22 protein-coding genes are annotated in these 20,389 nt (G+C 72.6%); 14 read left to right on the top strand and 8 right to left on the bottom strand.

The window, feature by feature from the left end:
* Window positions 1–37 precede the first annotated feature (37 nt).
* Window positions 38–268 carry a hypothetical protein gene (locus HT134_RS32920; RefSeq protein ID WP_175604374.1) on the top strand — a complete coding sequence of 77 codons (231 nt, stop codon included), beginning with the start codon at window positions 38–40 and terminating at the stop codon, window positions 266–268.
* 173 nt (window positions 269–441) lie between these two features.
* Here HT134_RS32920 and HT134_RS32925 read toward each other — a convergent pair whose 3' ends face one another.
* Window positions 442–1,389, bottom strand: coding sequence for a DUF5829 family protein (locus tag HT134_RS32925; protein ID WP_175604375.1), 948 nt, complete (start codon window positions 1,387–1,389; stop codon window positions 442–444).
* Window positions 1,390–1,442: 53 nt separating this feature from the next.
* Window positions 1,443–2,396: an RNA polymerase subunit sigma-70 gene (locus tag HT134_RS32930; protein WP_217708649.1), complete on the bottom strand. Its 954-nt coding sequence runs from the start codon at window positions 2,394–2,396 to the stop codon at window positions 1,443–1,445.
* A 58-nt stretch (window positions 2,397–2,454) separates the two neighbouring features.
* On the opposite strand from HT134_RS32930, the gene HT134_RS32935 reads away from it, so the two are divergent.
* From HT134_RS32935 to HT134_RS32945, 4 genes are all read left to right on the top strand, one after another.
* A complete protein-coding gene (locus HT134_RS32935) occupies window positions 2,455–2,832 on the top strand; it encodes a nuclear transport factor 2 family protein (RefSeq protein WP_175604377.1) in 378 nt (125 codons plus the stop codon).
* A 102-nt stretch (window positions 2,833–2,934) separates the two neighbouring features.
* Window positions 2,935–3,996 carry a HesA/MoeB/ThiF family protein gene (locus HT134_RS32940; RefSeq protein ID WP_175604378.1) on the top strand — a complete coding sequence of 354 codons (1,062 nt, stop codon included), beginning with the start codon at window positions 2,935–2,937 and terminating at the stop codon, window positions 3,994–3,996.
* Window positions 3,997–4,063: 67 nt separating this feature from the next.
* Entirely contained in the window at window positions 4,064–4,186 is a 123-nt protein-coding gene (locus HT134_RS47240) for a hypothetical protein (protein WP_281387796.1), read from the top strand.
* A 90-nt stretch (window positions 4,187–4,276) separates the two neighbouring features.
* Window positions 4,277–4,861 (top strand): DUF6879 family protein, encoded by a 585-nt coding sequence (locus HT134_RS32945; RefSeq protein ID WP_175604379.1) that lies wholly within the window; start codon window positions 4,277–4,279, stop codon window positions 4,859–4,861.
* A 38-nt stretch (window positions 4,862–4,899) separates the two neighbouring features.
* Here the strand turns inward: HT134_RS32945 and HT134_RS32950 are convergent, their stop codons facing one another.
* On the bottom strand, window positions 4,900–5,472 hold the full coding sequence (locus HT134_RS32950; protein WP_175604380.1) for a dienelactone hydrolase family protein: 573 nt from the start codon (window positions 5,470–5,472) through the stop codon (window positions 4,900–4,902).
* A 52-nt stretch (window positions 5,473–5,524) separates the two neighbouring features.
* Here HT134_RS32950 and lepB point away from each other — a divergent pair, with 52 nt between their 5' ends.
* On the top strand, window positions 5,525–6,064 hold the full coding sequence (lepB, locus tag HT134_RS32955) for a signal peptidase I (RefSeq protein ID WP_175604381.1): 540 nt from the start codon (window positions 5,525–5,527) through the stop codon (window positions 6,062–6,064).
* On the opposite strand, the gene HT134_RS32960 is transcribed toward lepB, so the two are convergent.
* The 4 genes from HT134_RS32960 to HT134_RS32975 all read right to left on the bottom strand — a co-directional run bounded on the left by HT134_RS32960 (window position 6,061) and on the right by HT134_RS32975 (window position 10,121).
* Entirely contained in the window at window positions 6,061–6,417 is a 357-nt protein-coding gene (locus HT134_RS32960; protein ID WP_175604382.1) for a VOC family protein, read from the bottom strand. The two genes, lepB and HT134_RS32960, sit on opposite strands and share 4 nt — an antisense overlap.
* Before the next feature lie 25 nt (window positions 6,418–6,442).
* Entirely contained in the window at window positions 6,443–8,353 is a 1,911-nt protein-coding gene (locus HT134_RS32965) for an NACHT domain-containing protein (RefSeq protein WP_175604383.1), read from the bottom strand.
* 36 nt (window positions 8,354–8,389) lie between these two features.
* On the bottom strand, window positions 8,390–9,433 hold the full coding sequence (locus HT134_RS32970; RefSeq protein ID WP_175604384.1) for an ion channel: 1,044 nt from the start codon (window positions 9,431–9,433) through the stop codon (window positions 8,390–8,392).
* An 85-nt stretch (window positions 9,434–9,518) separates the two neighbouring features.
* Window positions 9,519–10,121 (bottom strand): ArsR/SmtB family transcription factor, encoded by a 603-nt coding sequence (locus HT134_RS32975; protein ID WP_175604385.1) that lies wholly within the window; start codon window positions 10,119–10,121, stop codon window positions 9,519–9,521.
* Between the two features lie 80 nt (window positions 10,122–10,201).
* Between HT134_RS32975 and HT134_RS32980 the strand changes: the two genes are divergently transcribed.
* The 7 genes from HT134_RS32980 to HT134_RS33010 all read left to right on the top strand — a co-directional run bounded on the left by HT134_RS32980 (window position 10,202) and on the right by HT134_RS33010 (window position 15,050).
* The gene (locus tag HT134_RS32980; RefSeq protein ID WP_175604386.1) at window positions 10,202–11,665 is read left to right on the top strand and encodes an alpha/beta hydrolase family protein; all 1,464 of its coding nucleotides are present in this window, start codon (window positions 10,202–10,204) and stop codon (window positions 11,663–11,665) included.
* 50 nt (window positions 11,666–11,715) lie between these two features.
* Entirely contained in the window at window positions 11,716–12,072 is a 357-nt protein-coding gene (locus HT134_RS32985) for an MmcQ/YjbR family DNA-binding protein (RefSeq protein WP_175604387.1), read from the top strand.
* Window positions 12,073–12,082: 10 nt separating this feature from the next.
* Window positions 12,083–12,574, top strand: a complete 492-nt coding sequence (locus tag HT134_RS32990) for a GNAT family N-acetyltransferase (protein WP_175604388.1) — start codon at window positions 12,083–12,085, stop codon at window positions 12,572–12,574.
* Window positions 12,575–12,686: 112 nt separating this feature from the next.
* The gene (locus HT134_RS32995; RefSeq protein WP_175604389.1) at window positions 12,687–13,064 is read left to right on the top strand and encodes a hypothetical protein; all 378 of its coding nucleotides are present in this window, start codon (window positions 12,687–12,689) and stop codon (window positions 13,062–13,064) included.
* 52 nt (window positions 13,065–13,116) lie between these two features.
* On the top strand, window positions 13,117–14,028 hold the full coding sequence (locus HT134_RS33000) for a DMT family transporter (RefSeq protein ID WP_175604390.1): 912 nt from the start codon (window positions 13,117–13,119) through the stop codon (window positions 14,026–14,028).
* A gap of 3 nt (window positions 14,029–14,031) precedes the next feature.
* On the top strand, window positions 14,032–14,652 hold the full coding sequence (locus HT134_RS33005) for a GntR family transcriptional regulator (RefSeq protein WP_175604391.1): 621 nt from the start codon (window positions 14,032–14,034) through the stop codon (window positions 14,650–14,652).
* 47 nt (window positions 14,653–14,699) lie between these two features.
* Window positions 14,700–15,050 (top strand): hypothetical protein, encoded by a 351-nt coding sequence (locus HT134_RS33010; protein WP_175604392.1) that lies wholly within the window; start codon window positions 14,700–14,702, stop codon window positions 15,048–15,050.
* Here the strand turns inward: HT134_RS33010 and HT134_RS33015 are convergent.
* Entirely contained in the window at window positions 15,047–18,589 is a 3,543-nt protein-coding gene (locus HT134_RS33015; RefSeq protein ID WP_175604393.1) for a WD40 repeat domain-containing serine/threonine protein kinase, read from the bottom strand. The genes HT134_RS33010 and HT134_RS33015 overlap by 4 nt on opposite strands.
* Window positions 18,590–18,934: 345 nt before the next feature.
* Here HT134_RS33015 and HT134_RS33020 point away from each other — a divergent pair, with 345 nt between their 5' ends.
* Entirely contained in the window at window positions 18,935–20,389 is a 1,455-nt protein-coding gene (locus HT134_RS33020) for a sugar transferase (protein ID WP_175604394.1), read from the top strand.

The following is a 20,389-nucleotide window of genomic DNA, read 5'->3' on the forward strand; positions in this document are numbered from 1 at the left end:
TGATCCGTCAACAGAGATCCTCCTCACGCATCGGGACATGACTGTGAACACCGAGATCCGGGCCGGTGTGCCGGCCCTCGGCCTTGCCCTGACCACCGCCGGCACCGCCGCCGCGGGCGTGGCGGCGTGGCTGGCGCAGGCCCGGCCGTCCCGCCTGATCGGCGGTGGTTCCTGGTCGCCGGACCAGGCGACCGAGGTGGCGCTCGGCCGGTCGTTCGACGTGGTGATCCACCTGCACAAGGTCACGGCCGCCCGGCTCCTGCCGTGACCCGCGACGGCCCGTGACCCGCGAGGGTCCGTGACGGGTGGCAGCCGGACGACGGCGGCCGGGAGGCCGGCGTCGTCCGGTCCCTGGAGTCGGGGAGGGCGGCCTCACCGAGCCGGAGAGAGAAGGCTCATCGAGCCGGCGAGAGAAGCCTCATCGAGCGGGAGAGAGCAGGCTCACTGAGGGGCGTCGAAGGTCCACACGGCGTGCGCGCCGGGGCCCACGGCGAGGGTCGAGCGGCCGATCCGCTCCTCGGTCATGTACGCCAGCGACTTGTTGAGCACGAAGTCGACCCGCTTCAGGCCGGCCTGCTCGCGCGGAACGGAGTCGAGGTGGATCCGGGTGCCGCCGCCCGTCGCGACGACGCCGCCGTTGGCGAGGGACTGGACGGTGAACCCGCCGGCGCGCAGCAGCGGCACCATGGTGGCGAGGTCGCGGGCCGGGACCCCCATGCGGATGGCGGTGATGTCGCGCATCAGGCGGTCGCGGTAGTCGTCGGGCAGGTAGCGCTCGCGGCCGACGTCGCCGGGGAAGCTCTCCGGCTCGGTCTTGCTGCGCGGGTCGGCGAAGTACTCCGGCAGGTACTCCATCGCCCAGGGGTCGAAGGCCTCGTACTGGTCGCTGAAGGTGCGGATGGTGTCGAACCACGGCACCTTGACGCCGTCGCCGAAGTCGCGCGTCTGGCGGTACGGGACCGGGGTGATCCCCTGCGCCTTCAGCCGCTCGCCCACGGTGGCGAGGTCGCCGGCGCGCTCGGCCGAGACGGCCATGCCGGCGGAGCCGAACTCGGCGTCCTGGCCGGGCAGGTCGCCGACCGAGAACAGTTCGAGGTAGGTCTCCCGGCCCTTCAGGTAGCGGCCCTTCCAGGTCATCCCGCCGCCGGTCGTGGTGCGGACCTCGAAGTTGGCGAACTTCTTCAGGTACTCGGAGTTCTCGACCGCGTCGGCGGTCTCCTTGTCCACAACGCTGTAGGCGTGGTTGTAGAACAGCAGCTGACGGTCGGTCTTCGGCTGGGCCTCGTCGGCCGTGGCCGCGCTCGCGCCTCCCGCGACCGCACCGGTCAGCGCGACGGTGAACGCCGCGGTGAGCACGGTGATCGTCCGTAAGGTTCGGTTAATCAGCATGTTCGTGATCTTAGGCAGGCAGTGATCAACACCACTGGGGATTTGACAATCCCCTAACATCGCGGTTCGAAACGGCGCAGGAACCCGTCGTCGAGGACGAGGAAGCGGGTGATGCCCCGCACCCGGTCGCCGGCGAGGGTGAGCACGATCACTCCCGCGGGCTCCCCGCCGAGGCGGCAGGTGAAGGCCGGCTGCCCGTTCGCCCGCGTGGGCACCAGCAGCACGGGCAGGTCCGCGCTCCAGGCGGTGCTCGCCCGTAGGAACGAGGCGATCGCCGGCACGCCGTGGTACTCGTGCGGCGCCGGAGGCATGGCCAGCCACGCGTCGTCGGTGAGCAGGGTGACCAGCGCGTCGATGTCGTCGGCGGTGAAGGCGTCGGCGAAGCGGCGGACCAGCTCGCGCTCCCGCGCCGATCCCGGCGCGGGCGCCTCGGGGTGGCGCCCGCCGCCCCGCTCCGGTTGTCGGGCGAGCGAGGTGCGGGCCCGTTGCAGCAGTCCCTTGACCGCGGTCGGCGTGACGCCGAGCATCGGCGCGACCTCGCCGGGCGGGTAGCCGAGCACGTCCCGGAGCACGAGGACGGCGGCCTGCCGGGGCGGGAGTCGCTGGAGCGCGGCGACGAACGCCAGCTCGACCGCCTCGCGCGCCGTGCAGCGCGCCTCGGGACCGGGCGCCGCGTCGGGCACCAGCAGCGTGTCCGGGTACGGCTGCAGCCACGGCACGTCTCCGTGACGGCTCGGCGGCGGCGGCTCGAACGGCGGCTTCGGCTCCGGCGGGACGCGCCGCCCGCGGTCGCGCAGCGCGTTCAGGCAGCGGTTGGTGGCGATGCGGTACAGCCACGACCGCAACGACGAGCGGCCCTCGAAGCCGTCCAGGCCGCGCCAGGCGGCGAGGAGCGTCTCCTGCAGGACGTCCTCGGCGTCCGTCAGCGATCCCAGCAGGCGGTAGCAGTGCAGCAGCAGCTCGCGCCGGTACGCCGCGACCTGCTCCTCGAACGCGATTTCCGCCACGACCGTTCCGTTCCGCGGGCTTCCGGTGTCGTAACGGGCGACAACGGAAGGAGACACCATGTCCGGCTCAGCATTGCAGATCGCGCTGGCCCACCACCGCGCGTGGACCGGCAAGGACCTCGACCTGGCGATGAGCTACCTCGCCGACGACGTCGTGTGCGACGCCCCGGCGGGGCGGCTCACGGGCGTCGAGGCGTACCGGGAGTTCCTGGGGCCGTTCGCCGAGCACCTGCTCGTCAGGGCGGAGCTGATCGCCGCGTTCGGGGACGACGAGACGGCTTTGATCATGTACGACGCCGAGACCGTCCCGGCCAGGAGCGCGCCGGCGGCCGAATGCGTCACGGTGCGGGACGGGAGGATCGTCCACAACCGGTTCGTGTTCGACCGGACCCCGTTCGAGGAGTTCCGCCGTCGCCAGGAGCAGTCCCGGGCGTGAGCCGCCCGCCGCCCGGGCTCGGGCCGTTCCACGGCTCCGGCTCCGGGCGGCGGGAGTCAATTGATCTTGACCGGGGTACTGGCCGGTAACGACGATCGGGGGATGCGCCTGCCTCGTGTGAAACCCGAGCACGCTCCCCAGCGGCTCGGCGACGGCACCGTCCGGCTCGGCGGGGCCCTGTACGGCATCGCCTCCGAGATCGCGGACGCCGACGGCTGGGCCTGGACGGCGCTGAGCCTCATGGACGGCACGCGTCCCCCCGCGCGGATCGCCGCCGAGCTGCGCGCCCGCCACCCCGTGCTGACGTGCGAGGAGGCCGAGGACATCGTCGCCACCCTTGTGTCGTCCGGCCACGTGGAGGACGCCGCGCCCGAGCCCTGCCCGGAGCTGACCGAGCGGGAGAAGGAGCGCCACAGCCGCACCAGGGACTACTTCCGCTGGGTCGACCTCACCCCGCGCGACCACGGCTGGGAGCCGCAGGTGCGGATCAAGAACGCCCGGGTGGTGGTGCTCGGCCTGGGCGGGACCGGCAGCCACGTGGCCTGGACGCTGGCCGCCGCCGGCGTCGGTCGGCTGCACCTGGTGGATCCCGACGTCGTGGAGCTGTCCAACCTGAACCGGCAGATCCTCTACACCGAGCCGGACGTCGGCCGGCTCAAGGCGGAGGTGGCGCTCGACCGGCTGCGCCAGGTCAACTCCGAGATCGGCATCACCGCCGAGGCGGCCGCGGTGGACGGCCCCGGGCGGCTGGCCCGCCTGATCGACGGGTTCGACGTCCTCGCGCTCTGCGCCGACCGCCCCCGGGGGCCGTACGGGATCCAGAGCTGGGCCAACCGGGTGTGCGCCGAGGCGGGGATCCCGTGGGTGAGCGGCGGGTACAACGGGCCGCTCGTCAGCGTGGGCGTCTTCGGCCCGGGCGGTCCCTGCTACGAGTGCGTGCGCGCCGGCATCCCGTCGCGGCCCGGCGCGGACTACGCCTGGCCCGGCGTGACCGGGGCCTCGGCCGGGCTGTCCGGCCACCTGGTGGCGCACGACGTCCTGGCCCTGGTGACCGGGGTCATGTCCACGCCGCCGGGCTACTTCCACGGGGTGATGCTGCTGGACCCGGACGGCCACGTGTACGCCCGCCACCCCTCGCGTCCCGATTGCGACATCTGTTCTTGATCAAGGAGCGGGAAGACCGTACGTTCGCGGTTACCGTTCCCCACTCACCTCGGTAAGGAGGAGTGTCATGAGCAACACCCCCGCCCCGGAAGCGCAGCAGGAGCGGAAGCCGCGCAAGAGGATCGTCGTCCGCCGGCTCGACAAGGTCGGGCCGACCGCGTGGGCGCCCAGCCAGGGCAACTCGAACTGACCCGCGTGCGGGCGGGGGGTGGCCCGCCCGCACGCCGGGAGGCCTGATGAGTCACGTCGAGAGGCCCGCCGGGCCTGTTCGGGAGGCCTGATGAGTGACGTTCTGAACCGTCTGCGCACGGTCCCCGCCCAGGTGATGGACGCCGCCGAGTACGGGGCCGACTTCGCCGGGGCGCTCGCGGCCACGAGCGGCGTCGTGTGGAAGCTCGAACGGGCGCAGCATTTCGACGAGGGAGACCTGCCCAGCTACCTGGCGATGGTCGAGGGCGACTGGGACCGCGCGATGGAGCTGGCCGAGCGGATGCGCCCCGGCTTCCGCGACGACAATCCCGCCCGGCTCGACTTCCGGCGGATCAGGGTGGTGGAGGAGCCGTTCACCCCGTATCTCCGCTGGGAGCTCGCGCTGCTCGCCATGCGGGCCGAGGAGGGGGAGAACGGCCGGGTGGTGCCGGTCTCGGCGGTGCGCCCGTACGAGGACGGCGGCCCCGTGCCGGAGCTGGTGCTGCTCCGTCCGACCCTGCTCTACGAGGTCCTGTACGACGAGGCGGGCAGGCACGTCGGGGCCCGCCGGATCACCGACCCGCGGGTCGTCGAGCCGTGCGTGCCGGTCCTGGCCGGCCTGTTCGAGCGCGGCGAGGACCTGCGCGCGTACTGGGTCAGAAAGCGTACGGCCTAGGGCCGGCGATCGGCTCAGAGATCGGCTCAGAGATCGGCTCAGAGGTCGGCGAGGAAGCCGAGCGCCGTCGCCCAGGCGCGCTCGGCGGACTCGGGGTCGTGGTCGGGCAGGTCCGGGTCGGTGAACAGGTGGCCCGCGCCCGGGTACCGGAACACCTCCACGTCGGCCCCGGCCCGGCGCATCAGCAGGTACCACGTGTTCTGCCAGTCGACCGGCTCGTACGTGTCGGGGTCGGCGACGTGGAGCTGCACGGGCAGGTCGTCCAGGAACGCTCCCTCGGGCAGGTCGGACGTGCCGTGCATCAGCAGCAGGCCCCGGGCGTTCTCGTCGGCCAGGGCGAGGTTCTGCGCGAGCGCGCCGCCGAGGGAGAGCCCCGCGTACACGACGCCCTGCCCGGACAGGGGAGCGGCGGCGGCCACGGCCCGCTTCAGCAGCTCGTCGCGGCCGAGCTCGTCCTTGATCGCGATGGCCTCCTCGGGCGTGCCGACGACGCGCCCGTCGTACAGGTCGGGGACGTGCACCTCGTGGCCGGCCGCGCGCAGCCGCCCGGCGGCCTGGTGGACGGCGGGCCGCAGGCCGTACTGGGAGTGCAGGAGCAGGATCCGTGCCATGGGGCCAAGTCTAGGAGGGCCCCTCGTCGCTCCCGTGCCGCACAATGTCCGGATGATCCGTCCACGCTTATCCGCCCTGTCCCTGGTCCTGCTCCTGACGCCGGTCGCCGGTTGCGCGTCCGCCGACCTGGGGATCTTCGATCGGACCGGTTACACGATGACCAGCCAGGCCATGGAGCCCACGATCAAGCACGGCGCCCACATGTCGGTGCGGCGGGTCGGCGACGCGTACGTCCCGCGCGTCGGCGACGTCATCGTCTACCGCGAGCCGGAGGGCTGGTCGGTGGGCACCCCCGACCCCGAGAGGACCTATGTCTCGCGGGTCATCGGCGTGCCGGGCAGCACGGTGAAGTGCTGCGACTCCCACGGGCGGCTGGAGCTGGACGGCAAGGCGCTGGACGAGCCGTACATCGCCAAACCCCCGGCCTCCGACCTGGACTTCGACGTGCAGGTGCCGCGCGACCGGATATGGATCATGAGCGACAACCGGCATTCCGCCCTGGACTCCCGCTCCCATCAGGACGCCCCGGGCACCGGGACGATCAGCGTCTCCGACGTCGTCGGGGTGGTCGAGGATCCGCGGGGGTCCTAGGCGCCGGCCGGCTCCAGGAACTCCAGGCGGTTGCCGTGCGGGTCCTCGCTGTAGAAGCGGCGCATGCCCGGGAAGTCGTCGTCGAACGTGACCGGGTACCCGGCGGCGCGCAGCCGCTCGGCCCACGCGTCGAGGCCGGAGACGAGCAGCCCGGGGTGGGCCTTGCGGGCCGGGCGGAAGTCGGCCTCGACGCCCAGGTGCAGCTCGATGCCGTGGCCGCGGAACCAGCAGCCGCCCCGCGCCGCCAGCACCGGGGGCTTGGGGATCTCGGCCAGGCCGAGGACGCCCTCGTAGAAGTCGCGAAGGGCCTGCTCGCTCCCGGGCGGGCAGGCCAGCTGGACGTGGTGCAGCATCGGGGCTCCTCTCGGTATCTTGATGTCAAGTTACATCAGCGGAGGTCGCCAGCTGCTCGCGCAGCAGATCGTGCCGGAAGTAGTACATGCCACCGACCTTGCGGAGAACCCCGCGCCGGTGCGCGTCCTCCAGGAACGCCAGGACGCGCCAGGGCAGGACGCCCCGGAGCGTGAAGAACACGCGGGCGATGAGGAACCGGACCCAGGAGTTCTCCAGCAGGGTCACGAGGACGAGGGTGAGGACCGCCGCGAGGCCGAGCGACCACGGCGAGGAGGGCCCGGTCGTGACGAGGAGCGTGAGAGCGAAGTCGATGACCGCCGCGATGAAGGTGATCACGCCTCTGCTCAGGACGACGAACAGCCAGAGCGAGGTCACGAGGGCCAGCCCGGCCGCCTGTCCGGCCGTGGACCCCTGCATGGCGCTGAGGTACCAGTGGACGGCGGCGAAGAGGACCGCGGCCGGACCTCCCGCGGTGAGCAGGGTCATGGGGCTCAGGAACACGGGGGAGAGCGAGTGGTCCCCCGCGAAGACGTAGACCAGGACGACGAGGGCGATCGTCGTGCCGAGCACGAGCCCCACGACGGGCGACGCGGCGACGGCGAACGCCACGGCGGCGGCCAGGCCGGCCAGCGAGCTGAAGATCAGGTTCTCGGCCGGGGACGGGACCTCGTCGGTCAGCGACTCCCGGGAGATCCCGTGCTTGGGGAAGCGGCGGGCGAGATGGGACAGCCACGAGTGGACGTCGCGATGGCCCCAGGAGGGTCCGGGCAGGTCGTCGCGGCCGGCGTAGACGGTGGGCACCAGGTGCGCGAGCAGATGGGCCTCGACGGCGTGCCGGGTCCTGAACGTGAGCAGCAGGTCGGGGTCCTCGGCGCCTTCCGCGTACGTCATGCGCGCCAGCGACAGGGCGAGCGGCGTGGACAGGCCGCGCGCCGTCTCGCTGTCGGGCGCGCGGGTCAGCTCCCCGAACACCCTCTCCCACCGCGGAAGCCGCGCGGGTTTCGTGGTGATGGTCAGGTACTCGCGGATCGCCTCCGCGTCCAGCGGGTTGAGCTCCACGACGGCGGCGGCCGTGAGCACGTCCGCGTCGGGATGGTCGATGGTGGCCGCGTACTCGTGGCTGCGGCTGGTCAGGATGACGGGCGACGTGGCGCCGAAGGTGGCGTTGATCTCTCTCAGCGTCCGGGTGCGGAGCGGCTCGGGCATCTCGTCGAGGCCGTCGAGGATCGGCAGCAGCCGATCCAGGCTCACGGACTCGTGGAAGCCGTAGTCCGCGCGCAGGCGCGCGTAGATCCACGTCGTGAGCCGTTTGCCGTCGGCCGGCTCCCGGGTGGACAGCCGTAAGATCACCGGTACGGGAGAGTCGTCGTCCCGGCGGGCCAGCCAGGCGAGGGCGAAACGCATGATCAGCGATGACTTGCCCGCGCCGGGCTCGCCGAGTATCACGAGGCGTGGGGCTCGGAGCCTGGTCCGGACGATGTCGTAGAGCTCGTCGAGGGAGCCGTCGAGGTCGATCGGCTCGTCGCCGCCGTGGATGACGCGCCAGTGGTCGCTCACCGGTGGGCCGAGGGTCCGCCAGGAGACCGGGAGCGGCCTCGGGTCGAGCAGCCGCTGGCGCAGCTCCTCCGACTCCCAGACCTGGCGGACTCTGGCGGCCAGCCGTGCGAGGCGCTCCGCCATGACCTCGGCGCTCACCTCCTGATCGTCGGGATCGGCGGCGGCGGCTGTGGCGGCTCGGCCCCGCAGCCAGCGCAGCAGCGCGACCGAGCCTCCGATGAGCGCGACGACGGCGCTGACGATGCTCGCCCACTGGTCGGCGTTCTCCCAGCCTTCGGACAGGAAGAACCACCCCAGCGTGACACCGCCGACCGGGACGAGGAAGAGAGCGAGGATGAGTGCCCAGTACCAGACGCGAAGGCCCGAGCGTTGGCGCATCAGGCCAGCATGCCGCCCGGGCGCCCGCCGGCAAAATCAGCCGGCTCGGCCCTCCGCGCCGAGGGCGGCGGCGAGTTCGTCGGGGGTGAGGCGGCGGGAGGCGACGTAGTAGAGCACGGAGCCGGCCGGCAGCTCGGTCCGCCAGTCGGGGTTCACGAGCAGCTCGTCGCCGGTGCGGGCGGCCAGCAGCGTGGCCCCGCAGCGGCGGCCGAGCGAGACCTGGCAGCGGTCCACCAGCACCGGCCCCACCGACTCGGGCAGCCGCACCGAGTAGGTCTCGGCGTCGCCGTGGGTCATGAGCTGCGTGTACACCTCGGCGATGCCCGGGTCGCGCAGCTCCTCAGTGATCATGTACGGGCTGTGCCACTGGACGCAGCGCAGCGTGTCCCGGACGTAGCGGAGCTGGCGGACCCGCGAGACGTCGCGCAGCGCCACGACGAGGTGCGCCCCGTGGGCCACGTGGTCGGCGGTGATCGCGACGGCCAGCGCCTCGTTGTCGTCGCGGGCGTCGACGAGGACGCTGTGCGCCCGGTGGACGCCGGCCCGGAGCAGCACCTTGTCGTCGGTCAGGTCGCCGCGCACGAACGTCACCTCGCGCTCCGGCATGGGGTGGGTCTGCACCTCGTCCCACGCGCAGAGCACGATGCGGCACGACCCGTCCGCGGCCAGCTCGTCCACCATCTGCTCGGTACGGCCGGGCGTGTAGCCGAGCAGCACGATGTGACCGGACATGTCCACGGTGACGGCACCTCGCATCCTTCGTCCCTTGGCGCGTTCCAGGCTCGACGCGAACCTCGTGAAGACGGTCGTCAGCGTCGCGATGCCGCCGGCGATGACGTACGCGCCCACGGCGTGCCCGGCGGCGGTCTCCGGGTACAGGTCGCCGTAGCCCACGGTGGAGGCGGTGACGACGAAGTACCACCAGTAGTTGCCCGGGGCCACGATCTCGCTGCCGGCCGGTTCCGCGAGCGCCATCAGCGGCCAGCTCGTCAGGAACACCAGCGTGAAGACGAGGACCGGGGTCCACCAGGTCCCGAGGAGGACGAGCCGGGCCAGCATGCGGGCGAGGAAGAGGGGCACGCTTGTCCTCCTGCCTGACGCCGCTGTTCTGCGGTCACCATAACTGGACAAACCCCACAAAGCAGCCCCTCGGATCGCAGCAGCCTCAGGCGTCAGGGGTCCCTTCGGGGTCTTCCGAGGCCGTGGCGGGGAAGGCCCAGAGGCGTAGGTACAGCGGGCGGGCGCCCGGCGGGGCCTCCTCGCGTGAGTGGCTGTGCCTGAGCAGGAGCTCCATGTAGCCCTCGAAGAACGCCTCGAACTCCTCGTCCGTCATCCAGCCGAGCCCCCGTGACGCCTTCACCCGCGCGGGGTCGCGTTCGTACAGCCGGGGCAGCCCCTCCAGGAGCCGCAGGTCCTCCTCCAGGCCCAGGCGGTGGAACTCGGCCAGGATCGGGCGGTCCTCCGGCGCCAGCCGGTCGGGTGCGGGAAGGCGCATGTCGCGTGGCGCCGGGGCCTTGCGCCACCAGCGCTCCCTGCCGGTCGATCGCTCCGGTATCTCCTCGATGAAGCCGTACTTCTCCAGCTGGCGCAGGTGGTAGCTGGTCGTGCCGGTCTTCGCGCCGAGCAGCTCGCCGAGCGTGGTGGAGGTGGCCGGGCCGTGGACGCCCAGGTGGCGCAGCATGAGGCGGCGCATCGGGTGGGCCAGCGCCTTGAGCCGGGCCGGGTCGTCGAGCAGGAAGGACTCGGGGGAGGCGGCCTCATCCGTCATGAGGAGGAGTCTAGTCCCGCAGAGGGATTTCTGCCGAGATCTGTTTGCCGAGACTTGTCTGCAAAGTACTCTCGGCAGACATGAGACGTGTTCTGCTGGCCGGACTGGCCGCCGTTCTGTGGTGTCTGCTCGCCGCGCCCGGAGCCCGGGCCGCCGCGGCGACCGGGGCTCCGGCCGTACCCGGTGATCTGACGGCGGCCGAGGTCACCTTCCGCGGCGACGGAGGGCTCGTCATGCACGGGACCGTCCTGTCGCCCGCCCACGGCGGCGGCGGGAAGCGGCCCGGGATCGTGCTGATCCACGGAGCCGGCACGGGGACGCCCCGGACCAAGCTCATGGGCGAGGCCGTCGAGTTCGCCCGCAGGGGGTTGTCGGTGCTCGTGTACGACAAGCGGTCCGTCGGCTACTCCCTCTTCGAGCGCTCGTACGCGCAGCTCGCCGGCGACGCGCTGGGGGCCGTGGCGGCGCTGCGCCGGCAGCCGGGCGTGGACCCGGCGAAGGTGGGCGTCTGGGGGCTCAGCGAGGGCGGCTGGGTGGCGCCGATGGCCGCCGCCCGGTCCCGCGACGTCGCCTTCGTCGTGCTCGTCGGCGCCAACAGCCAGCAGCCGCTGCTCCAGCAGGCGTGGGCCGTGCACGCCGGCCTGCGCGCCGCCGGTGTCAGGGGACGGCTGGTGGACGGCACGGAGCCCGACCTGTACCGGGTGCTGGCCGACGGCGAGCTCTTCCCCGAGCCGTACTACGACCCCGCCCCCACCATCGCCGCCGTGCGCTGCCCGGTGCTCGCCGTCTGGGGCGTTCACGACCTGCTGACCCCCGCCCGGGAGAGCGGCGCGGGCTTCGCCGAGGCGCTGCGCCGCGGCGGCAACGAGCACCTCACCGTCCGCTACTTCGCGGACGCCGACCACGCCGCCCACCTGACCCCCGACCGCGGCGTCACCCGGCTGCCCGAGCTGGCCCCCGGCTACGCCGACCTGGTCGGCTCCTGGGTGACGGACGTGACCTCCGGCCGTCCGCCCGCGAGCGGCGCGTCCGGGCCGGAGCCGGTGCAGGCGACCCCGACCGTGCCGGTGCCGCCGGTGGAGTGGTGGGAGGCCGCCGACGTGCAGGCCGGAGCGCTGGTGGTGATGCTCGCCGGGTTCGCCGCGTACCCGCTGGGCGCCCTGGTCCGGCGGGTGCGCGCGCGCTCCGCCCCTGCCGGCGCCGGCGTCTCGCGGCGGCCGGTGAGCGCGGCGGCGCGGCTGCTCAGCGCGGGCGGGCTGACCGTGGTGCTCGGGTCGTTCGGCTACGTGATGTACGCGGTGATGACCGGCGCCAAGCTGGGCAGCCCGGGACCGCTGGTGGCGGGCCGGCCGGTGGTGTGGCTGGCGCTCCAGGCGCTGGCGGTGGCCTGCGTGGTCGCCACGGCCGTCACCGGGCTGGCGTGGTGGCGGCGGCGCGCGGGCGTCGCGGCGGGCGAGCGGGTGCGGCTGGCCGCGCTGATGGCCGGGGGGCTGGTGCTCGTGCCGTGGGGGCTGTACTGGGGGTTGCTGCTCCCGGGGCTGTGAGCTGACGGCCCGGACGAGGTTGTGTCGGTCGCGGCTGCTACACAGGGGCCATGGGTGTGAGCGTCGAGGAGTTCCTCGATCTGGTGGACAAGCTGCCCGAGGTCCGCAGGGACCGCATGGCGACCTGGGTCAGCTTCAAGGTGCGCGGCAAGGGGTTCGGCTACCTGTGGGAGGAGACCGAGACCGTCGGCGTCAAGGCGACCGTCGAGGAGCAGATCGCGCTGGTGGCCGAGCGGCCCGAGGTGTTCGAGCCGCAGTTCACCGCCGGGCGGTTCGGGTGGGTGGTGATCCGGCTCGACCGCATCGACTATGACGAGCTGTTCGAGCTGGTGGCCGAGGCGTGGTGCCTGACCGCCCCCAAGACCCTGGTGACGGCCTTCGAATCCGCCCACCACATCGGGGGATAACCTGGCATTAATGCTGACAACGAACATCCGGCTGCGCGAGTGGCGCGAGGATGACGCCCCCGCCGTGCTGGCCGCCTTCCAGGACCCCGACCTGTCCCGCCAGGCCCCCTGGCCGGTCGTCACGCCGCAGGACGCGCTCGGGTGGATCGCCTCGTGGGACGGGGTGGGGCACGCGTTCGCGGTCACGCTCGCGGGGCGCGTCGTCGGCAACGTGGCGGTGGCCCGCATCGACGCCCACGCCAACGGCTGGGTCTCCTACTGGACGGTCCGCGAGGCGCGCGGCCGCGGCGTCGCCCCGGCGGCGGTGGAGGAGCTGGCCCGGTGGGCGTTCCGGGAACGCGGCCTGTTCCGGCTGGAGCTGGGGCACCGCGTCGACAACCCGGCCTCGTGCCGGGTCGCCGTCAAGGCGGGCTTCCGCGCCGAGGGGATCGAACGCGGGAAGCTCGCCCACGACGGGGTCCGCCACGACGTCGAACGCCACGCCCGCCTGGCCACCGACTGACCCGGCGACCGTCTTCTCCCCGCCTCCCGCGCACGGACCGGCCGTGAGGGGGCGGCGGCCTGGGGAGAGGGTGGCTGGCGGGTGGTCGCCGGGGTGATCTACCCTCGGTTGGGTGGACAGCGAGAGCCTGGCGGCCGCCGGTCTGCTGGCGGCCATGAGCCGGGCGGCGGCGAGCCTCGCCGAGTTACGTCACCCCTTCGTCCGCAGCGAGCCCTTCTGCTACTTCTTCCCCCCGGCCGGCGTCCGCGCCGGCACCGCGTTCACGCTGCCCGACGGCCGCGAGGTGAGCTTCACCGTCTCCATCGCCGCCTCCGGCGGGGCGTTCCACGTGGACGGAGCCGCCTCGGCCGAGGGGGAGGCGCTGCTCGACCTGCCGGCCCGCACGGCGTCCGGCATCGGCGACGGCATCGCGGTTCTCGACGACTACGCGGCCGAGCTGGTCTCCTCCGCCGCCCGCCTCATCGATCAGCTCCTGGACGAGCTCGTGTGACCGCGGGCTGATCGAACTGGACTCTATTGTCTGATTGTCAGACAATGAAGCCATGAAGAAAGGACCTCTGGCCGTCGTGGGCGCCTCCGTGCTGTGGGGCACGGCCGGCACCGCGGGCCTGCTCGTCTCCGCCGACTCGGTCGCCCTGGCCGCCGCCCGCCTGGTCATCGGTGGTGCCGCCCTCGCGCTCTTCGCGGGCAAGGGGGCGCGCCGGGCGGTGAGCCCGGCCACGCTGCTCGCCGCCGTCGCGGTGGCCGCGTACCAGCTCTGCTTCTTCGCGGCGGTCGGCCGGACGGGCGTGGCGGTCGGCACGGTGGTCGCGATCGGCAGCGGGCCGGTGTTCACCGGGCTGCTGTCGTGGATCCTGCACCGCGAGCGGCCGAGCGGGCGCTGGGCGCTGGCCACCGCCGCCGCCGTCGCCGGCTGCGCCGCGCTCATCGCGGGCGGCGGCGAGGAGGCCGCCGGCCCGGGCGGGCAGATGGTGTCCGGGGTGCTGTTCGCGCTGCTGGGCGGCCTCGTCTACGCCTTCTACGCGGTCTGCGCCGCCCGCGCCATCGCCAAGGGGGCGCCGTCCGACGGGGTGATGGGCGTGCTGTTCGGCGGCGCGGCCGTGATCATGCTGCCGGTGCTGCTCTGGAGCGGCGCGGGGTGGCTGGGCGAGCCGAAGGCGCTGCTCGCCGTCCTCTACCTCGGGCTGGCCTCGACGGCGCTGTCCTACGTCCTGTACGGCAGGGGCCTGCGCACCACGCCGGTGGCCACGGCGTCCACGCTGGCGCTGGCCGAGCCCGCGGTCGCCGCCCTGCTCGGGCTGGTGGTGCTGGGCGAGCGGCTGGCCCCGGTGTCGTGGGCGGGGCTCGCGCTGCTGGCGGTCAGCCTGGTCGTCGTGGCCCTGCCCGACCGGCGGCCCCGGCCGGGCGTGCCCGAGGTCGTGTCCGCACCGGGGGACCCCGCCGTTAGAGTCTGACCCGTGACCCTGCCCCTCAGACCCGTCTCGGCCGTCGGCGCCCTGGCCGGTGAGCTGCGCCGCCGCGTGCTGTCCGGCGAGATCGCGCCGGGCACCCCGCTGCCCGAGCAGGAGATCGCCGCCGCGTACGGCGTGGCCAGGCCCACGGTGCGCGAGGCCCTGGCCGCGCTCGTCCACGAGGGCCTGCTGCGGCGCGAGCGCAACCGCAGCGCGTACGTCCCCGAGGTGACCCTCGACGACCTCGACGACCTCATGTACGTGCGCCGGCCGCTGGAGGACCTCATGGCGCAGGCCATGGCCGGGCGGCGGGTGCCGGAGGCCGACGCCGCGCTGGCCCGGATGGACGGCCTGCCCGCCGAGGCGCCGTGGGCCGACACCGTGGCCGAGCACATGGCGCTGCACGAGGCGCTGATCACCGCCGTGGGCAGCCCGCGCCTGCACCGCCTCTACGGGGCGCTCGCGGCGGAGACCCGGCTCGGGCTGGTGCGGCTGCGCGAGGTGTACGAGGACAGGGAGGTGCTCGTGCGCGAGCACCGGGAGCTGCTGGACGCGATCGCCGACGGTCCGGTGGAGGCGGCGCGGGCCGCGGTGGCGGCCCATCTCGGGCACACTTGGGGCGGCTGAGCGCGAGCCCTTGCGGTACGCCCCTCCGACTCGCGAGAATCGCGGCCATGCACGGCAACCCGATGCCGGACTCCTACGTGTATGTCACGGAAGAGGGCGTGACCCGTCACTACGCCGACGGAAGCGTCGAGGCCCTCGCCTGGGAGGACGTCGTCGAGGTGCGCGTCGCCGCCGAGACGGACTCCGAGGTCCTGTACATCCTGCTCGACCGCGACGGCGAGGGCTGCGTGGTGCCGAGGTCGGCCACCGACTCGACGTTCCTGGCGCGCCTGCGCTACCTGCCGGACTTCGACCTGGACCGGCTCCAGCTCGCGGCCGAGGCGGCGCGGGACGGCGCGGTGGTCGTCTGGCGCAGCCCCGACCCGCCGTCCGCGCTGCCGGACCTCGAGTACGACTAGTCGTTCCCGCACACGGAGACCGGAGCGATGTCGGGAAGGTTGGCCGTCCACTCCTGCGCGGTCAGGGTGCGTCCGAAGCGTGCGCACAGCGCCTCGGCCACGGCCGAGGGCGCGATGGGATACTCGTGCCGCAGGTCGACCTGGTCGAAGGTGACCAGGCGGGAGCCGTCGGAGGTGAAGGACACCCGCTGGACGTTGCCTCGGTCGTCGTCCGGGACGGCGCCGACGTACTGCCCACGCGCCAGGTCGTAGAGGCGGACCTTGCCGTCGCCGCCCACGAGGGCGGCCAGGTCCTCCTTCGGTGACACGGCGAGCGGCGCCGTCGGGCTGCCGGAGGTGCCGCTGATGACCGTCCGGGGCGAGCCCTCGCGGTTCCAGACCGCGAGGCGGCCACGGTTGTCCGCGGTGACGAGATCCCCGGACCGGGTGAACGCGCCGTACACCAGGCTGGTGGTGCGGCCGCCGGCCCGCAAGACCGGGCCGGCGGGCTTGCCGGTGGCGGTGTCCAGCAGACGGGGCTCCTGCGCCAGCACGGCCAGCCGGGTCCCGTCGGGGCTGAAGGCGACATCGGTCAGTCTGGTCAGCTTGGCCGACCACAGCGCGCGGCCCGCCTTCCAGTCCCACAACTGGAGCGTGGACTTCGTCGAGTCGTCCGAGAGGGAGAGCTGCACCGCGATCTTGCCGCCGTCGGGGCTGAGGGCCATCAGGAAGCCCTCGCCGACGTCGCTCACGGTGAGCCGTTTGATCTCCTTGCGGGTGGCGGCGTCGTGGATGTGCAGGCGAGTCGTGTTCGTGACGTCGTCGGGACCCTTGTCGGCGATCGCGAAGGTGCTGAGCGCGATCACCCTGCCGTCGGGGCTGAAAGCGGCACCGGTGAAGTCGAACCGGTCGCTCCCGCCGCCCATCAGCAGCTCACGTCTCCCGCCGTCGCGCAGATACGCGTCGGTGCCCCCGTCGCGGCCGCGGAAGGCCACGCTCTTCGTGCCGTCCGGGCTCACCGCCGCCGTGGTGGACTCGGAATCGCCCGGTCTCGTGAGCGCGGAGAGGTCGACGGAGAACACCCGGTCCTCGCTGAGGTAGCGCAGCACCTTTCCGCCGGGGTCGAATCTCGGCTGGGGTGACATCGCCTCGGCCACCCAGTCGGAGGTGTCGTCGGACGCGGAGCGGACGGTCAGCGTGGTGAGGAGCATCCCCTCGCCCCACAGCTGGATCTCCTTGTCCGTCGCCGAGACGAGCAGTCTCTCGTCATGGCTGAAGATCACGCGCCCCCCGTTCCAGGTGGCGGGACCGTCGTCGATCACCGTGCCGGCCGTGAAGTTGTCCGGCTCCGCCAGGTCGGTGAGACCGAGCCGCCACCTCGGCAGCACCTCCAGCAGTTCTCCCTTCTTGGTGACCGCCAGCGGGTCGGGGCAGTACTTGCACGGCTCCTGCGCCGGTCTCGTGCCGGTGAGCTTCAGGCCGGGCAGCGCGAATCTGCCGATCGTCTTGGTGTCGCGGTACTGCGTGAAGATCGCCGATCCATCGGGCGTCATCGCGCCGTTCCAGAAACCGGAGACCTTCGCGTTCCGGCCGGTCCTCAGGTCCCAGAACATGTCGCCGGGACCCTCCCGGCGCACCATGACATAGCGGTCGACCGTGCCGAACCTGACGGCGGCCCGGTCGGAGTCGTCACCGCCGATGGGCTTGTCGAACCGCCACGTGCCCGTGGCCTTGCCGGTCCGCACGTCCCAGGCGTACGCCCCCTTGCTCGTCAGGACCGCGAGCACCGCGCCGGACGGGCTCAGCGCCACGTCGATCGGCGTGCCCTTGACGTCCAGCCGCAGCTTCCCGACCTGGACGCGGCGGACCACGTCCCACAGCCGGGCCTCGCCGCCGCTGATACTGACCAGGGTCCTGCTGTCGGCGCTCAGCGTGCGCAGCGTGTCGGGGCCGGTCACCGGGTCCTGGAACATGGCGCTCTCGCGCTTGGCGAGGGAGTCGTTCATGGCCTTGCGGGTCTGCGCGGACGGGTCGAGCCGCCAGGCCGCGACGCTGAGCAGTTCGCCGAGGCGCGGGTCGGTGGCGCGGATCGCTCCGGAGGCGGCCGCGATCCTGGCCGCCTCCGACGAGCGGAACCGGTCGTCGGCCACCCGGCTCTGCCAGACCGCGACCCCGGTCGCGGCCAGCGAGGCCACGAGGAGCACGGCGAGGCTCAGCGACACCATCCGGGTCCGGCGGGCCCGGCGGCGGCCGAGCGCGGCCCCCGCGTTCAGGAAGTCGCGCTCGGCGCGGACCAGCGTGATGTCCCGCCGGCCGGTGGCCGCCCACTGCAGCGCGGACTCCAGCGAGCGCCCGGTGAGCAGGTCGCCGTCCCGCCGGCCGCCGTCGTCCCAGCGCCGGGCGGCGCTCATGATGTCCCGGTGGACGGCGAGGCCGTCCCGGTTGGCCTCGATCCAGCCGCGCAGTCGCGGCCAGGCGTGGGGCAGGGCGGGCCGGGTCAGCCGCACCTCGTCGCCGGTGACCTCCAGGAGGTAGGCGAACACCCGCAGCACGCCCCGCGCGTCCGGGAACTCGCTCAGGCGGGCCCGCCGCAGGGACAGCTCGCCGTCCTCGTCCACCGTGACCAGCCGCAGGAACACCTGCGCGGCGAGGTCGCGGTCGGCGGGGCTCAGCATGCCGTAGGCCTCTTCGGCGAGCGGGCCGAGGCCGGGATCGCGGGCCTCGGTGGCGAGGTGCGACGCCCGGCCGCCCTCGGCGAGCAGCCGGGCCGTGTCGAGCCGTCCGTCGCCGCTGATCAGCGCGAGCAGCAGGGCGCGGGCCGTGGGCCGCTCCATCGGGTCCTTGCGCAGCGCGGCGTGGACCAGCGGGCGAAGGGTCTCCGGCAGGCAGGTGAGGTCGGGTTCGACCGACATGACCTGGTGCATGACCGCGCCGAGGGTCTCGGCCTTGAACGGGTCCCTGCCGGTCGCGGCGAACAGCATGATCCCGCCCCACGCGAACACGTCCGCCGGGGCCCCCGCCCGCTCGCCCGTGAACACCTCCGGCGCCATGTACGTGGGCGTCCCGGAGACCAGGCCCGACGCGGTCAGCGACATCTCCAGCGTCCGGGCGAGCCCGAAGTCGATCACGCGGGGGCCGTCGGGGCCGAGCACCACGTTGTCCGGCTTCATGTCGCGGTGGATCACGCCCGCGTCGTGGATGGCGGTCAGCGCGGTGGCGATGCCGGTCGCGAGCCGGTGCAGCTCGCCGGGGGCGAAGGTCCTGCCGTCCCGTACGGCGGCGCCCAGGCTGGGCCCTTCCACGTACTCGCTGACCAGGTACGGCCGGGGCCCGGTGAGATCGGCCTCGATCAGGCGGGCCGTGCAGAAGGAGGAGACCCGCTGGGCCGCGGTGACCTCACGCTGGAGCAGGCCCACGTCGGTGCCGTGCAACATCTTGATCGCCACCCGGCGCCCCTCCGGGTCGTAGGCGTCGTAGACCACCCCCTGGCCGCCCGAGCCCAGCCTTCCGGCGAGCCAGTACTGCCCGATGCGCGTCGGATCCCCCGTCACAAGAGTCACAGGAGTTTGGATGTGCGCCATGGCAGAAGAGTTCGCGGAACGCCCTACATCCCCCCAGAGCACCCACTGGCGGTCCGTCCGTAACTACGCCGTAATTGCCGTTTTAAATCGTTGAATATAGCAATTCATCCCACGGCGACTTACACGGACTGATCTGGTCGTCAACCCCTTGAACGCCGCAAACGGCGTCCACTTGTGGACATATGTCGTTATTCCCCACTACAGAATTGATCTTTACTCTTTAGTGGGGGTCGCCGCCCTTGATGTGTACTACGAGACAGCTCATCCGGAAGTGTACGGAGAACGTCAGGGTAAAGCGGTGCACAGAGTTGCCAGGGTGGTGTTATGAGGGTGGGGATTGGGGAGTCCGATGTCGCGCTCCTCGAGGCCGTTCCGCACCACGCGTCGAGCATCTGGACGCGGGCGTACCTGCGGATCCTTTGGGGAGGTGACGTCGCCTGCGCGCTCGGCGCGTGCGTGTGCGTGCTGGGGGTGCGGCTCCTGTACGGCGCGTTCATCCCGGTCGCCGAGTACGCGCTCGGCGCCGGGCTGGTCGTCGCCTGGCCCGTCGCGCTGATGATGGGCGGCGCGTACCGGGAACGCGCGCACGGCGAGGGAATGGAGGAGTTCAGGGCGGTCTTCAACGGCGGGGCGGCATTGATGGCGTCCGTGGCCATCGGCGCCTACGCCACACAGACGGCGGTCGCGCGGAGTTTCGTCATGGCGATGCTCCCGCTGGCGTTGCTGTCCACGCTGTACTTCCGCTACAGGATGCGCAAACGCCTGCACCGCCGCCGGGCGGTCGGCGAGTACCTGCGCCAGGTGGTCGCGGTCGGGCACCGTGAGGCGATCCTCGACCTGGTGATGCAGTTCAGGGGCCAGCCGCACCACGGCATGCGGGTCATTGGAGCGTGCCTGCCGCCCGACCGCATGGACGACGACCTCGAAGGCATCCCCGTCCTGGGCTCCTTCGGCGAGGTGTCGGAGGCGGTGGCGCGGGTGGGCGCCGACGCGGTCGCGGTGCTGACCTGCCCCGAGATGGACGGCGTGGCGCTGCGCAGGCTGGCGTGGAGCCTGGAGACCGAGCGGACCGACCTGTTCGTGGCCCCGGCGCTGATGGACGTGGCCGGCCCGCGCATCAGCATCCGGCCGGTGGCCGGGATGCCGCTGCTGCACGTGGAGCATCCCGAGTTCGACGGCGCCAAGCAGGTGGTCAAGAGCGTGTTCGACCGGTGCGTGGCGGGCCTGGCGCTGCTGGTCATGGCGGTGCCGCTGGCCGCGATCGTGCTGCTGGTCCGCCTGACCAGCCCCGGGCCGGCGCTGTTCTACCAGACCCGGGTCGGGAGGGGCGGCAAGGAATTCCGTGTCGTGAAATTTCGGACCATGGTGGTGGATGCGGAGCGGCTCAAGCCGTCGCTCCTCCAGGACAACGAGCTGGACGGCGTGCTGTTCAAGATACGGAACGATCCAAGGATCACCCGCGTGGGCGCCTACCTGCGCCGGTACTCCATCGACGAGCTCCCGCAGCTGCTCAACGTGGTCCGCGGCGAGATGTCGCTCGTCGGGCCCCGCCCGCCGCTGCCGGAGGAGGTCGCGCAGTACGGCGCGGACGTGCGCCGCCGGCTCGTCGTCAAACCGGGCATGACCGGACTGTGGCAGGTAAGCGGACGTTCAACCCTAACCTGGGAGGAATCCGTACGACTTGACCTGCGGTACGTGGAGAACTGGTCGCTCGTCCTCGACCTGCAGATCCTGTGGAAGACCTGGTCCGTCGTCACCCGCGGAGAAGGGGCTTACTAG

It is taken from the genome of Nonomuraea rhodomycinica (assembly GCF_013363995.1).
Classification (GTDB): Bacteria; Actinomycetota; Actinomycetes; order Streptosporangiales; family Streptosporangiaceae; genus Nonomuraea; species Nonomuraea rhodomycinica.

What these genes read in the sequence shown, in the direction of transcription:
- HT134_RS32920 (WP_175604374.1), top strand. Translation starts at nt 38, where the DNA reads ATGACTGTGAACACCGAGATCCGGGCCGGTGTGCCGGCCCTCGGCCTT.
- HT134_RS32960 (WP_175604382.1), bottom strand. Translation starts at nt 6,417, where the DNA reads ATGCTGCACCACGTCCAGCTGGCCTGCCCGCCCGGGAGCGAGCAGGCC.
- HT134_RS32940 (WP_175604378.1), top strand. Translation starts at nt 2,935, where the DNA reads ATGCGCCTGCCTCGTGTGAAACCCGAGCACGCTCCCCAGCGGCTCGGC.
- HT134_RS32945 (WP_175604379.1), top strand. Translation starts at nt 4,277, where the DNA reads ATGAGTGACGTTCTGAACCGTCTGCGCACGGTCCCCGCCCAGGTGATG.
- HT134_RS32925 (WP_175604375.1), bottom strand. Translation starts at nt 1,389, where the DNA reads ATGCTGATTAACCGAACCTTACGGACGATCACCGTGCTCACCGCGGCG.
- HT134_RS33020 (WP_175604394.1), top strand. Translation starts at nt 18,935, where the DNA reads ATGAGGGTGGGGATTGGGGAGTCCGATGTCGCGCTCCTCGAGGCCGTT.
- HT134_RS32980 (WP_175604386.1), top strand. Translation starts at nt 10,202, where the DNA reads ATGAGACGTGTTCTGCTGGCCGGACTGGCCGCCGTTCTGTGGTGTCTG.
- HT134_RS32975 (WP_175604385.1), bottom strand. Translation starts at nt 10,121, where the DNA reads ATGACGGATGAGGCCGCCTCCCCCGAGTCCTTCCTGCTCGACGACCCG.
- HT134_RS32990 (WP_175604388.1), top strand. Translation starts at nt 12,083, where the DNA reads ATGCTGACAACGAACATCCGGCTGCGCGAGTGGCGCGAGGATGACGCC.
- HT134_RS33000 (WP_175604390.1), top strand. Translation starts at nt 13,117, where the DNA reads ATGAAGAAAGGACCTCTGGCCGTCGTGGGCGCCTCCGTGCTGTGGGGC.
- HT134_RS32965 (WP_175604383.1), bottom strand. Translation starts at nt 8,353, where the DNA reads ATGCGCCAACGCTCGGGCCTTCGCGTCTGGTACTGGGCACTCATCCTC.
- HT134_RS32950 (WP_175604380.1), bottom strand. Translation starts at nt 5,472, where the DNA reads ATGGCACGGATCCTGCTCCTGCACTCCCAGTACGGCCTGCGGCCCGCC.
- HT134_RS32935 (WP_175604377.1), top strand. Translation starts at nt 2,455, where the DNA reads ATGTCCGGCTCAGCATTGCAGATCGCGCTGGCCCACCACCGCGCGTGG.
- HT134_RS32985 (WP_175604387.1), top strand. Translation starts at nt 11,716, where the DNA reads ATGGGTGTGAGCGTCGAGGAGTTCCTCGATCTGGTGGACAAGCTGCCC.
- HT134_RS47240 (WP_281387796.1), top strand. Translation starts at nt 4,064, where the DNA reads ATGAGCAACACCCCCGCCCCGGAAGCGCAGCAGGAGCGGAAGCCGCGC.
- lepB (WP_175604381.1), top strand. Translation starts at nt 5,525, where the DNA reads ATGATCCGTCCACGCTTATCCGCCCTGTCCCTGGTCCTGCTCCTGACG.
- HT134_RS33010 (WP_175604392.1), top strand. Translation starts at nt 14,700, where the DNA reads ATGCACGGCAACCCGATGCCGGACTCCTACGTGTATGTCACGGAAGAG.